Genomic DNA, 12,812 nt, shown 5'->3' with positions numbered 1-12,812 from the left:
GGGCCCGTGCGGCCGGCCGTTTTTATGACCGCCGCAGGACGTCCTGCCATTCGGGGTGTCGGTCGATCTGGGCCTTGGCGAAGGGGCAGAGGGGGATGATCGCGATCCCGTCGCGGCGGGCGTCCTCGATCGCCCGGCGCACCAGCTGCTCGCCCACCTTGCGGCCGCGCAAGGCTGCCGGAACCTCCGTGTGGTCGATGATCAGAAGCCCGTCGCCCGCCCGGCTATAGGTCATCTCCGCCTCGATGCCGTCGACGACCATCCGGTAACGCCCCTTCGCCGCGCCGTCCTCCCGCTCGACCGGCGCGTCGGCCGGCGGCAGCGCCGTCTTCGCCTTCTCCGTCACCGCGTCCGGCGGGCGCACCTCGCCCGGCTTCCCCGTCGCGCAATCGAGGAGATCGCGGTCCCATCCGCCGCGATCGGCCGCCGCCTCGTAGGTCGAGACCAGGAAGGCGAGAAGCGCCGCGGCCGGATCGGCCGCCGACTGCACCGCCTCATAGGGCAGGACGAACTCGCCGAGCCCGTCATGCCAGAAGGCGGCATCGGGCCGGACCGGCGTCGTGCCATAGCCGTTCGGCGTCGGATAGGCGTAGGCATAGAAGGCCGGATAGTCGATGCCGCCGCCCCCCGGCCAGAAGCCCGCCGAGGACACCTCACGGTCGTAGGCCTCCTGCGCCACGTCGTCCGGCAAGGTCGGGATGCCGGCGGGGTGGAGCGGCGCGCGCCGGCCGGAGAAGCGGGTCACCGCCAGATCGAAGCTGCCCCAGAACAGGTGGACGGGGCTCGACTTGCCGAGAAAGCCGGTGCGGAAGGTCTGGAAGACCCGGTCGATCGCCATCAAGGCCCGGTGGAAGCGGCGGACGGCGTCGCGATCATAGGGCCGGTCGCGATGATCCTCGCGGAACGGGACGGGGTTCGGCACCTCGTTCGGCAGCCCGTCGAAGGTCGGCGTGCCGCCGAGCTCGGTCACCAGGCGGACGAAGTCGGCATGGAACGCCGCCACCGTCGTCGGCCCGAGCGCGAAGGACGCGGTGCCGCCCTCGCCATTGGTGCCGACGACCTTGTGCTCGTGAAGATCGAACAGGATCTCGATGCCGGGCCCGTCCGGGATCGGCGAGGAGGTGAGGCCGCGCGGCGTGACATAAAAGGTCGCGTGCCAGGAATGGTTGATCCACGGGGTGTGCGCCAGCCGATACTTGCCCGCCACCTGCAAATAAAGATGCAAGGCAGAGCAGGTCTCGCGCCAGCCGAGATAATCGAGTTCGGGCCATGCATTCGCGTCGGGCATTCGGCGTCCTCCATCCAGCATGCGCGCGGCACGCGGTGTCGTGTCGGTCGTCCGGCGCGGGTCGAGCCGCGGGCGGACGGGTGTCTCGTCGGCGCGGCGGCGGTCAGTCCGGCAGAGGGATGTGCTCGTCCCGGTCGTCGACCGGCAGATCGAAGCGCCCCACGCCCCAATTCTCGGCCCGCCATTCGGCCTTGGCGGCCTCGATGCGCTCCTTCGAGGAGGCGACGAAGTTCCACCAGATATAACGCGGTCCGCCGAGCGTCGCGCCGCCGAGGATCATCAGCCGCGCGCCGCGTTCGCCGGCCGCCACCGTGATCGGGTCGCCGGGGCGGAAGACCATCATCTGCGCCGCCGCATAGTCCTGGCCGGCGACGCTGATCGAGCCGTCGACGATATAGATGCCGCGATCCTCGTGATCGTCCGGCATCGGCAGGCGGCCTCCGGGGGCGAGCGTCACGTCGGCATAGAAGGTCTCGGAGAGCATGCGCGCCGGGGCGGTCTCGCCATAGGCGGTGCCGAGAATGAGCCGCACCGAGACGCCGCGATCCTCGATCACCGGCAGCGTGTCCTTGCCGTAATGCTCGAAGAGGGGCGCCATGTCCTCGTGGCTGTCGGGCAAAGCGAGCCAGGTCTGGATGCCGAACAGGCTGTTGGGTCCGGTCCGGGCGGCAGCGGAGGTGCGCTCCGAATGGGTGACGCCGCGCCCGGCGACCATCCAGTTCAGCGCACCGGGGCGGATGATCTGATCGGCGCCGGTCGAGTCCCGATGGTGGAAGTCGCCGCGAAACAGGTAGGTGACGGTGCCGAGCCCGACATGCGGGTGCGGCCGCACGTCGACCCCCTGGCCGGTGAGGAGCTCGGCCGGCCCGGCCTGATCGAAGAAGATGAACGGCCCGACCATCTGCCGCTTCGGCGCCGGCAGAGCGCGCCGCACCTCGAAGCCGCCGAGATCGCGCGCCCGCGGCACGATCAGCGTCTCGATCGCATCCGCACCCACCGCATCCGGGCAACCGGGCTCGATCCCTGGATTCCAGCTCATCCGCCTCTTCCTTTGCTTCCGTTGGTCGGGACGCCCCCGCCCCTCGTCGGGGCGGAGGCAAGTGCGCGATCTGCCGGGTTTCAGCCGCGCGGAGCGTTGAGGAGCTGCGATTCCCACGCGAACGCGACGCCGCTGCCGCCGCCATGCTCGGCGAGCACGTTGGCGAGCGCCGGAACCGTCGCCTCCCGCGCCCAGTCGCGCTGCCACTCGGAGGCGACCGCCATCCACGTCATCGGCGTCGCGCCGGCGGCCGTCATCCGGCGGATCGCCATATCGTGCGCCTCCGCCGACACGGACCCGGAGGCGTCGGTCACGATGGTGACGTCGTAGCCATCGGCGAGGGACTGGATGGTCGGCATCGCGAGGCAAACCTCCGTCCAGAGACCGGCGAGAATGAGCTGCTTGCGCCCGCTCTTTTTCACGATGTCGACCACCCGCTCGTCCTGCCAGGTGTTGATGAGAGTCCGGTCGATCGGTTTCTGCTCCGGGAAGACGTCCTGCAATCCCTTGATGAGATAGCCGCCCCGATCCTCGATCACCGTCGTCAGCACGACGGGAACGTCGAACGCCTTCGCCGATTTCGCGAGACCGATCACGTTGTTCACGACCATCGTCGGCTCATGGCTGTTGAGGTTCGCGAACTGGAATGGCTGATGATCGATCAGGACGACGATGCTGTCTTCCGGGCGGAGCAGTGCCTCAAGGCCCGTCTTCGTCATGGGTCTTCCTCTTCAGCTTGCGGGCCGGTGGCCCTTGGATCGGAATTGCGGCCGGCCGCTCTCGCGACGGCGACCGAGGCCAATGGCGGAGCCGCCGGCCTCGGTCGATCGCGGATGTCGCCGATCGCGGATGGGGTCGATTTCGCGTGCCGGTGGTTCAGATGCCGGCGGGTCGGCGTCCCTAAGCGGCCTGCTCGGCGGCCTTTTCGGGGTTGAACCCGTCATGACTTTCAAACACGTCCATGAAACCGGGCACGGTCGCCTCGCGCGCCCAATCGCGCTGGAGCTCGCAATACATCTGGACGCGGCTGATGAGCTTGGCGCCGGCCTGCTCGACACGGCGCAACGCCGCCTCGTGCGCGGCGAGCGAGGTGCCGCCGACCGCATCGACCGGCACATAGACCTCGTAGCCTTCCTGAATCGCGTCGAGCGCGGGGAAGGCGAGGCACGCCTCGGTCCAGAGCGCCGTCATGATGAGCTTGCGCCGGCCGAGCGCCTTGACCGCCTCCTTGAACTCGGTGTCTTCCCAACTGTTGATCGACGTGCGGTCATAGGTCGGCAGGTGCCCGAGCACCTCCTGCAACGCCTGAATCGGCGGCTTGTTGCGACCTGTTGCGACGTTGACCGTGGAGTGGATCACCGGAAGGTTGAACGTCACCGCGGCTTTGGCCGTGCTCACGATGTTGAAGACGAGTTCGTCGCGCGGCATCGAGCGGATCGAGGAGACCTGGATCGGTTGATAGTCGATGATGATGAAAGCCGCGTTCTCGGGGGTGAGAAGGTGATCGGTCTGCGGATTGCGGATTGCTTCACTGGCCATTGGCGAGTCTATTCCTCGATGGGACACGTCTACGCTGGCGGACCGCCGCCCTCGGTCATGTCGGCCGAGACGAGGCGTCCGTCGTTCGCACCCGCAGCGGCACGGCGAATGTCTGCTTCATCGTCGGGCGGGAGCGGCGGTGGCCACCCTCGCCCCCGTCGGGCTTGTCTCGGTCATGCCTGTCCTTCGGACCCCACATGCCGGGATGCGTTGCGTGAGTGAGGGCTAACATCGAAACGATGACCCACAAAGATTGCCCGCCACGACGCAGCGTCCTATGAAGCGGACGATGAAGGATCTGAACGATCTCTATTATTTCGCCGCCGTCGTCGAACATGGCGGCTTCTCCGCCGCAGGGCGTGCGCTCGGAATCCAGAAATCGAAGCTGAGCCGCCGCATTCTGCTGCTCGAGGAGCGCTTGGAGGTCCGCCTTCTCAATCGCTCGTCGCGCCGCTTCTCGGTGACCGAGATCGGTCGCGAGTTCTACGAGCGGTGCGTCGCTATGCTTGTCGAGGCGGAGGCGGCCGAGCAGGTCGTCGCCGAGGTCCGGGCCGAGCCGCGCGGTGTGGTGCGGATGAGTTGTCCCACGGCCCTCCTCTCCTTCCAGTTCGGAGAGATGGTGGCCCGCTTCATGATGGAGCACCCCTTCGTCGAGGTGCATCTAGAGAGCACGAACCGCCGTGTCGACGTCATCGCCGAAGGGTTCGATCTCGCGATCCGCGTGCGGCTTCCGCCGCTGGAATCGAGCGATCTCGTCATGCGGCGCCTCGACGAGAGCAGCCAGTGTCTCGTCGCCGCGCCCGCCTTGGTGGACGGGACGGCGACATCACCGGCCGATCTCGCCGGCCTCCCCAGCCTCGATTTTGGTCGATCCCAACAGGAACATGCCTGGCAGTTGCACCACGCCGACGGCCGGATGGCGAGCGTTCCGCATGCGCCTCGGCTGGTGACGGACGACATGGCGGTCCTTCGCAGCGCGGCGATCGCGGGCGCGGGCGCCGTGCAATTGCCGACGATCTTCATCTGGGAGGATGTCCGCGCCGGCCGCCTCGCCCACGTCCTTCCCGATTGGCGGCCACGCGCTGGCGTCGTGCACGCGGTCTTCCCCTCCCGCCGCGGGCTCCTGCCCTCGGTCCGAATGCTGGTCGACTTTCTCGCCCACGAGTGCGCCCTTCAGCGGACCCAGGCGAACTCGATCATGCGGCCCTTCGAAGATGCGGTCGCGGATTGAGCCCCGCTCGCCGTCTCACGGCGACGGTCGGGCCTCTGCGCCGCGCCCGTGCGGGGGACGGCGGCGGCAGTTTCGAATTGGCGATTGCCGCCGCGCGTGGGATGCGGTTCAGAAAAAGATATGCCCTTCACATTGGCCAGCTTCGGATTCGACCTAAGCAACCGAGAGATTGCCGCCCTAGTTTATCTACTCACACTACTGGCCGCAGTGCTTCTGTGGAAAGAGAGGCGATCTCTCGCGTTCGATGTCGTGCGTGCCTTCCTTATGCCGAAGCTCGCACTTCTCTGGCTGCTTATGTCCCTCTACGTGGCGGCTTGTGTCTTGCTGCTCGCATCGCTGAATTTGTGGGACTGGCCCAATCTCAAATCGACCGTGCTTTGGTGGCTGACAGTTGGCATCTCTAGCGTCTTCAAAGCCCAGCAGCTTAAAGACAAGCCGCATGCGCTACGCAAGCTGGTGCGCGATGCCTTCGCGCTCTCTGCCGTCGTCTCGTTCATCGCCGAGTTGGTGAGTTTCCCACTCTGGGTCGAACTGCTCATGCTTCCGGCGCTGGGGTTTCTCACTCTCCTTATAACCGTTGGCGAACATCAGCCTGACAAACCCGGCATCCCACGAGTGCTAAATCTGCTGCGTGGGCTCCAGATGTTCGCAGGCTTCACTATCCTCTGCTTCAGCTATTGGCTGGTTTCCGCCAGCATTACTGAATTCTGGTCATTGAACACGCTTCGCGAGTTCGGGTTACCCTTGCTGCTCTGGCTCATGTTCATTCCGTTCATTTTTCTACTCGCGGTCTATATGACCTACGAGGAAGCCTTCATCTCTTTGCAGATGAGGCCGAAACAGGCTCCCATCGCACGCTATGCGCGATGGCGCGCTCTGCTCGCGTTCGGGTGGAATATTGACGGGGTGAAACGTCTCGCGCGGGATATTCGCGAGCGCGACATCGCCGAGAAGCAGGGCATCAAAGAGGCCATCCGGGAGATCAAGCGGCTCTTCAAAACTGAAAAGAACCCGCCTTCTGTTCCGCGCGCCGAAGGTTGGTCGCCGCACGCAGCGCGGCTATTTCTTGAAGAATACGGCCTCGTCACTGACGACTATCACCGCACACAATGGGAGTGGTTCTCACACATTCCATCGGTGAAACTGAACGACCAAGTGCTGGCGGATCGGATTTCATACTGCCTGACCGGCAATGAGCGCGCCGTGACGCGGCTCCGACTCGCACTGGATGGCTCAAACCAGAACGACACGCAGGAGTCGCAGCAGGCCTTCGATGAACGCGCGTTGACCCTGGTGGCTAAGGCGTTTGACGCTGATCGGGCGACGACGATCTACGTGGGCGCTCAGACTTCCGAGCCCGAAGCCTTCGTAATCGATGGCGTGCGGGTGTCGCTGGACCGTTCAGATTGGGGAGACGCTCGCCTCGGCGGCTATGCGCGGAACTTAACTATTCAGCATCCCGAGCACCAAGGAGATGAGTAAAGAGTCTATTGAGTGCGTGGCTCCCTGCCATTTGGTGGTGATACGGCAATCGGCGGCAATATCGCGCCATGGAGGGAAATCGGCGGCATATGGCGGAGGGAGAGGGTCTGGGAGCGAACATTCTCCATCCGACAAACGCCGCATAAGTCGGTCTCGATGCGCCCTCGCAGGATGTTGGATGCCCGGCGGGATCGGCGGCGCCGCCTCACGAACCAACGCTGAGCGTAACGCAAGGGGCGTCTTGTCGCTGCGCTATGCCCTCATCAGATCGGCGAGATCCACGATCTCCGCACCTTGCACTTCGGGCAGCGCACTGTTGCGCGCCAATCGGAGAACAACGTCTCTCAACGCGTTGATATCCTCTTTATGCGCAGCCTCGAGCCCTTCCTCGACCAGGCGGTCGTGAAGTGCGGGATCTCGCGCGGTCAGTTTCTGCGGTGCAAAATATCGGAACGCACGAACTACAAAGGCAGGGTCGCGGTGCATCGCCTGACCGCAAATGTCATGCATGGCTTCGATCGCCCTGTCGGCTTCATCGAAATCGTCAGACCTGACTGCCCTGCGCGCGGTCGCGGCTAGGCGATCGAACCGATCGACCTCAACGGCGCTCGCGTGCTCGGACGGAAAATCGCTTTCCAGCGCTTCGAGCCGCGACTGCGTCAGCGCCGCCCGATGTTCGGGACGACGCTGCAGGAGCGACGCGTCTTGCCGGATCTTGCGCGCCTCCTCGGCAACCATGCGGTGGGCGTCTGCCTCGGTCGAGCTCGCCAGGTTCGCGTGGCAGCGCTCGATCCGATCGCGCAGTGGCCGAAGCTCGGGGACCGGCCCGAGCACCTCCTGAACCCGCGCGAGATCGCCCTCGGCACCGAGAACCGCCTCGGAAGCGATCTCCGCACCGCGTTCTCCCTCAAAGTTGCGGTGGTGCGCTTCGGGTGCGTACAGGTTTCGACCGTCGATCACCCGTCCGAGGTCCGGCGACTCCACCCCGAGCTGCAACAGCCCATTGTCGTCCATCGCCCAGCGGATGCGAAGTTCTCCGCCACGCGGCAGAATCTCGCCAGGATCGAGGTCGACTTCTGCGTCGAGAACGAAGTCACCGATGCACAGATTGAGCTCCGGATCGGCAATACCCTCGCTCTGCTGGAAAAACTGCATGGTGATCTTTTCGGCCCGGCCGCCGCGAAGCGCCCGCGCCGCACGAACGGTAGTCACGCCGTCGGCAGGCAGGGGCGAGTTCTTGCGCAGCAGCGGCTCCAGCACGTTTTTCTCATAGCCGACGCGGCCGTCGATCACCTTGACGGCCAGCGTATACGCTGCGGTGATCGCGGCAGCCGATGCTTCGGTTCTCGTAACCGTGAACTCGTGAGACCCGCCACTGGGAACCCGGCCTAAACCATCCCGAACCGTGGCGCGGAAGCGGTTCTCGCCCGGGCGCGGCAGGCTGAGCTTCACAGTCGCGGAGCCGTTCAGCGGAACCGAGCCGCTCGACCTGCCGTCGGTATCGATCACATCCAGAGTGCAGCCTGCTGGCGCCGCGTCGTCCAGCGTCACGCGCAGGCGCGCGACCTCGCCGCTGACGCGCGCCTGGTAGTCCCACGCGATCTTGACCTCGCCCGCGGTTTCTTCGTGTCCGCGTGATGTCTTTCGCCGGGATCCCGTCGTGCTCCAGTCACGGCTCTCGGCAAAGATCGCCGCCCCGATTGCGACCGCCGTCATCGGATCGAGATCTTGATCGACGGCGATCCCCAGTTCGTAGGGGACCATCTCGCGCACGATCGGCATCTTGGACGGACCGCCGATCAGGACGACCCGCTCGACATCCTCGTTGCCCAGCCCGTTGTCCGAGAGCGTCTTGCGGCAGAGTTCGATGCTTTCGATGATGCGCTCGCGCACGAGATTGTCGAGGTCCCGACGCGTGAGCTCGACCGAGATGTAGATGTCCTCGCCGGCGCGGTCCTGCAGGCGGATCTCCTCGTCACCCGCGAAAACGGTGGCGACCTCCGCCGCGGAGAGATCGATCTTCGCCTTCTCGACTGCATGCCGTGAGATGCCGATGAGTCGCCGCCAAGCGGGCTCGCGCTGGAAGTCGGCGGGCAGATCGAATGTGTCGAGCAGCCAGGGCCGGACCTTGTTCTCGAACAGCATCCGGTCGAAGTCGCGGCCGCCGAGCATGTTGATGCCCTCATGCGCAATCACACTGACGGCACCCGACGCGCTCTGGACCAGCGCGACGTCGAATGTTCCGCCGCCCAAATCGTAGACCAGGAACATTCCGTTCTTGTCGCGCCGCCGGGAGATCGACGCCATGGCCGCGGCGACGGGCTCCTGCAGCAACGTCACGCGATCGAGACCGGCCAGCGCGGCGGCGCGTACCGTCGCCTCGCTCTGCATCTGGTTGAAGGCGGCCGGAACCGTGATAACCGCCCCGTCGACCGGTGCCTCCCCGCCCTCCACTCGCGCCTGGGCGACGAGTGCGCGCAGGATCTCGGCGCTGCATTCCTCCGGCGTCCAGCTGGCGCCGGCGAAGGTGATCGGCGTGCTCGTGCCCATCGCGCGCTTGAACCCCTGCGCGACATTCTCCGGCGCGGTAAAGATGCGGTCGTAGGCGCGCAATCCGACGAAGCGGTGCCCGCGCTTGTCGAGATGGATGACGCTCGGCAGCACGTCCGAGCCTTCCGCGGTCTTGAAGATGCGTGGAAGGCCGTCGTCCGCGCCTGCGATCGCGGAGTTCGACGTCCCCAGGTCGATTCCCAGATACATGGCAGTCAGTCCTCGTCAGCGGGTTTTGTTTCGGCAGGGGCGGCCTCGACGAGCGCTTTCCCAGTCCGGATCACCGTCATGTCGCGAATGATGGCCGGCTCCACCGTGGATGCTATACGCAGCGTTTCCGCGCCGCGGTCGGTGAAGTCCTCCGCATTGAGCGCGGAGACCGGCAGCTCGGCGCTGAAGGTCTCGCCGTCGAACGTGGCGAGGCGCATGCCGGCCGCCTGCAGCCCGGCGACAAGCCGGCTTTCTGCGTAACGGGCCTGCGCGGTCAATCGGGCTGAGCGATCGGGCGACGCGGCGTCTCGGGCGCGCTCGAAGGCGCGCAGCAGTTTCCAATAGTCGACCGAGAGCTCGGCGATCAGCTCGGCAGCGTTATCCATTGGCTGTCTTTCGGAGGTCATTTGAGCAGTGCGGCGGACGTGTCGGGGTCCCAGACCGCGTTCGCAGGCAATCGGGGATGGTCGCGTTTGAAGGCGAGAAGGGCGGCGACCGAGCCGCGCCCGAATGCCCCGTCGATCGCGCTCCGGTAGTACCCCAGCGCCTTCAGGCGGCGTTGCACCCGGCGGGCGAGTTCGCGATCCTTCAGCGCATCGGCGAAGCTGGCGCGGTAACCCGATACAAGCTGGCGAGCCGCGCGAAGGGAGTCCTCGATCTCGCCGGCCACCCAGGACCGTGCCGAAGCCATGTCGTCGGCAGCGAACGAGCCCTGTGCACAGTTGCGGAGCCTCTCGCGCCGGAGATCGCGGGCCCACCCCTTCTCGCTCGGTTTCGCCAGTGTATCCAAGGCATCGAAGATCGCCTCGATCCGTGCGCAGGTGAGCGCGGCTTCGGTCGGACCAGCACGCCGCGATGCGCTCGGTCGGGGCGGGACGCGGATCGCGTCTATCCACGCCGCCCCCTCGCGACCCAATGAACTCCGGTGTGCCGCAAGGTCCTCTCTCGCTTCGGTCATGTCGGCGTCGTGATAGCGGTAGTTTCCGCACCGCGCATTGAGGTCCTCGATCCGCGCGTTGAACGCATCGACCTGGGACTGCGTGACGTTGTCGGCGGCGTTGCGGGCTCCATCGAGACGAGCGGCTTCGAACAGGCACCAGCGGATCTGTTGGACGTCGAGTATCCGGCCATATCCGGCCTGGGGCTTCTCGACGAATGCACGACGCGGCGTGACCCCTGCGGATGGTCGAGCGACGGCGGCAATCGGACGCGACTGCGGGAGCGGCGTGCGGTCGCCTGCCGGTTCGGGCGAGCGCAACGCGTTCGCGGTGCTTGCTGGCGGCGGAGGCGCGCCTGGCCCCGTCCCGTCTTCGGCCCCTAGAATGAACAAAGGCACAAACGCGGCCAGGATGACGAAGAGACAGAAGACGGCAGGTCCGAGGCTTGTCGATGACCGGCCGGCCCGTATCGCTCCGACCTTAGCCTCACCGGCGTTCTCAGTCGGAAGGCCGGGTTCGCGGGCCGGAGGGGCCGCCGGACGCGGCGGTGTCGTCGGCTGCCCGGCCGAACGTGCAGCCCGACGCGCCAGGTCACGTTCGGAGGTGAGCGCCTTCCGAACGGCACGCGACGGAATTTTCGGAAGGCCCAGCGCGAAATCGCCGAGCATCGCGGCGGCCCCCGGCGCGCCGGCGTCGTCGCGAAGGTGCTGCAACAACTTCAGCGCAACGACCCATGGAACCTCCGCAAGCTGGCTGCCGGCGGTGAAGGCGACCGCCGCCCGGAGCGCCTGCGCGAACTCGCCGGCGGTCCCGTCGTTCGCGGCATCGAAGCCCCGCCGCCCGGCGTCGGCCACCAGCGGCCCTGGATCGACGGTCGCCGCTTGACCCAGCCGCGACAACGTCAGCAACGGGCCGTACTGCTCCTGTTCTTCCGTCAATTCACGGAGGGCCTGCCTGTCCTTGAGCAGTTGGGCCGTCAGATGATCCAGCTCCGGAAAGGTCTCCAGCAGGCAGTCCGTGATCGTCGCGGCGGGCGGATACAGCTGCTTCTCGTTGGCCAGCCAAATCGCGAGGTCCCGGAGGTCGTTTGCAAGAGCGCGCGAGCGCCCTTCCTCGTGTCCACGCAGCTGCTCGAGCAACTGAATGGGCTGGTTAAGCTCATCCCACGCTGCCAAGAGACGGGGCAGTTCGGCGAGGTGCTCACCGGGCCGGTCCGGCACCGCCCGCACCTTCGTCACCATGTCGTGGATCTGCCCGCGGATCATCTGGAGATCCGCCTCGCAGGCGGCATCGTAGCGCTCGGCGAGCCGGGACAGGAAGCGCCCGCATCGGCCGTTTTCCACCGCGCGCTCTGCGAGGTCAGTCATCCACCGCGGCGCACGCCCGGCACGATCCATCGCCTCGTGAACCGTCGCCACATGGTCACGCAGCAACTCTTCGATGGCTGGCGAGATCATGCCGCTGTCGGGCGGCGGCGAGCCAGAACGCCGGTGCAGGGCCGTGAGCGCCGAGACGACTTGCGGATCGGCGACCCGGCCCCAGGCGTCATCGATCTCCCGGATGTGCTCACCGTCGGCAACACCGGACGATGCGGCATGTACGAGAACATTTGCGAGCCCGAGGGCGCTGGCTTCATCCAACGCGATGCCGACGGCAGCGCGCTTGCGGGCATCCTCCGGGTGCCGTGCCAGCTCCATGATGTGAGCGTGGGGCAGCATGAAAGGCCAGGCCAGTTCGGCCTGGACCCGCCCTCGAGGCGAGCTCAGACGGCTGAACGCGTCGGCAAGAACCGCTTCGTCATGGACGGCTTCGAACTGCGCATCGTCCAGCCGCTCCCGCAGCTCCGGTCCGGTGGAAGAAGCGTCCGCGTCTAGTAGATAGAATGGGTTGTATTGCAGTCCGTCACGACGACGATTCACTTGGAATTGCGGCTCCATGGTTGCGAAGGCCGTCCCGCAGCGAAATGCACGGGAACTTGAAAGAAAGCGGTAGGTGCGGCCCGGACGAACTTATCGACGTGCCAAACTGCATTCATGTCGGCCATCGCACAGCACGAATGTCAACCCGCTGCCCGGAACACGATCTCAGAGGAAATTTTGAAGATAGCCGTCTCGGATGGCCGATTGCTGACCCCCTTCAGCTTTGGGAGCTATCGCCACGTGACCAGGACGTGGCCCCATAAAGGTTCGCGGACTTTCTCGGCTTGACATCTCCGGAAGCAAGTAAGCGTCCGGTGAGGTCGGTCAGGCGATCGTCGTGATGTTCCAAGGCAGCAGTTCGGCGATCCGGTTCATCGGAAGGTCAGCGATGCGAGTGAGAACGTCGCGCAGCGCGGTGAAGGCGCACCGGTGCACGGCCGGCGGCAAAAGGGGGGACGCGTCAATTCCATCGGGCCGCACATCAGCCAAGGCTAGACGGCCGCAGCGGGAGCGGTCTTAAATTGAACCCTGGCCACACGCGCAGGCACCATCCGCCTCACGAGATGTTTCAGGCGGCCAGCCACCCGAGCAGGTTTCGAACATTCGAAATACGCCA

Annotated in this window: 9 protein-coding genes; 2 read left to right on the top strand and 7 right to left on the bottom strand. The window is 65.9% G+C overall.

The features are described 5' to 3' along the window. Positions 1–22: 22 nt before the first annotated feature. From L1787_RS20945 to L1787_RS20930, 4 genes are all read right to left on the bottom strand, one after another. Positions 23–1,288: a DUF5996 family protein gene (locus tag L1787_RS20945; protein WP_235710536.1), complete on the bottom strand. Its 1,266-nt coding sequence runs from the start codon at positions 1,286–1,288 to the stop codon at positions 23–25. Between the two features lie 103 nt (positions 1,289–1,391). Then, entirely contained in the window at positions 1,392–2,327 is a 936-nt protein-coding gene (locus L1787_RS20940) for a pirin family protein (RefSeq protein ID WP_235711063.1), read from the bottom strand. 80 nt (positions 2,328–2,407) lie between these two features. Continuing rightward, positions 2,408–3,046 (bottom strand): hydrolase, encoded by a 639-nt coding sequence (locus L1787_RS20935; protein ID WP_235711062.1) that lies wholly within the window; start codon positions 3,044–3,046, stop codon positions 2,408–2,410. Between the two features lie 181 nt (positions 3,047–3,227). Next, positions 3,228–3,866 carry a hydrolase gene (locus L1787_RS20930; RefSeq protein WP_235711061.1) on the bottom strand — a complete coding sequence of 213 codons (639 nt, stop codon included), beginning with the start codon at positions 3,864–3,866 and terminating at the stop codon, positions 3,228–3,230. Positions 3,867–4,155: 289 nt separating this feature from the next. On the opposite strand from L1787_RS20930, the gene L1787_RS20925 reads away from it, so the two are divergent. Both L1787_RS20925 and L1787_RS20920 read left to right on the top strand, forming a co-directional pair. Beyond that, positions 4,156–5,097 carry a LysR substrate-binding domain-containing protein gene (locus L1787_RS20925; RefSeq protein WP_235711060.1) on the top strand — a complete coding sequence of 314 codons (942 nt, stop codon included), beginning with the start codon at positions 4,156–4,158 and terminating at the stop codon, positions 5,095–5,097. 120 nt (positions 5,098–5,217) lie between these two features. Then, on the top strand, positions 5,218–6,579 hold the full coding sequence (locus L1787_RS20920; RefSeq protein WP_235711059.1) for a hypothetical protein: 1,362 nt from the start codon (positions 5,218–5,220) through the stop codon (positions 6,577–6,579). Between the two features lie 252 nt (positions 6,580–6,831). Here the strand turns inward: L1787_RS20920 and L1787_RS20915 are convergent, their stop codons facing one another. The 3 genes from L1787_RS20915 to L1787_RS20905 are packed head-to-tail and all read right to left on the bottom strand — an operon-like array spanning position 6,832 to position 12,214. Then, on the bottom strand, positions 6,832–9,339 hold the full coding sequence (locus L1787_RS20915) for an Hsp70 family protein (RefSeq protein ID WP_235711058.1): 2,508 nt from the start codon (positions 9,337–9,339) through the stop codon (positions 6,832–6,834). Positions 9,340–9,344: 5 nt separating this feature from the next. Further along, on the bottom strand, positions 9,345–9,746 hold the full coding sequence (locus tag L1787_RS20910) for a hypothetical protein (protein ID WP_235711057.1): 402 nt from the start codon (positions 9,744–9,746) through the stop codon (positions 9,345–9,347). After that, complete coding sequence (locus L1787_RS20905; RefSeq protein WP_235711056.1) at positions 9,743–12,214, bottom strand: peptidoglycan-binding domain-containing protein; 2,472 nt, start codon at positions 12,212–12,214, stop codon at positions 9,743–9,745. Before L1787_RS20905 ends, L1787_RS20910 begins: the two co-directional genes overlap by 4 nt. Between the last annotated feature and the right edge of the window lie 598 nt (positions 12,215–12,812).

It is taken from the genome of Acuticoccus kalidii (genome assembly GCF_021556395.1).
GTDB lineage: Bacteria > Pseudomonadota > Alphaproteobacteria > Rhizobiales > Amorphaceae > Acuticoccus > Acuticoccus kalidii.
The sequence above is the reverse complement of the archived record's forward strand: the minus strand, read 5'-3'. Positions and strand labels throughout refer to the sequence as shown.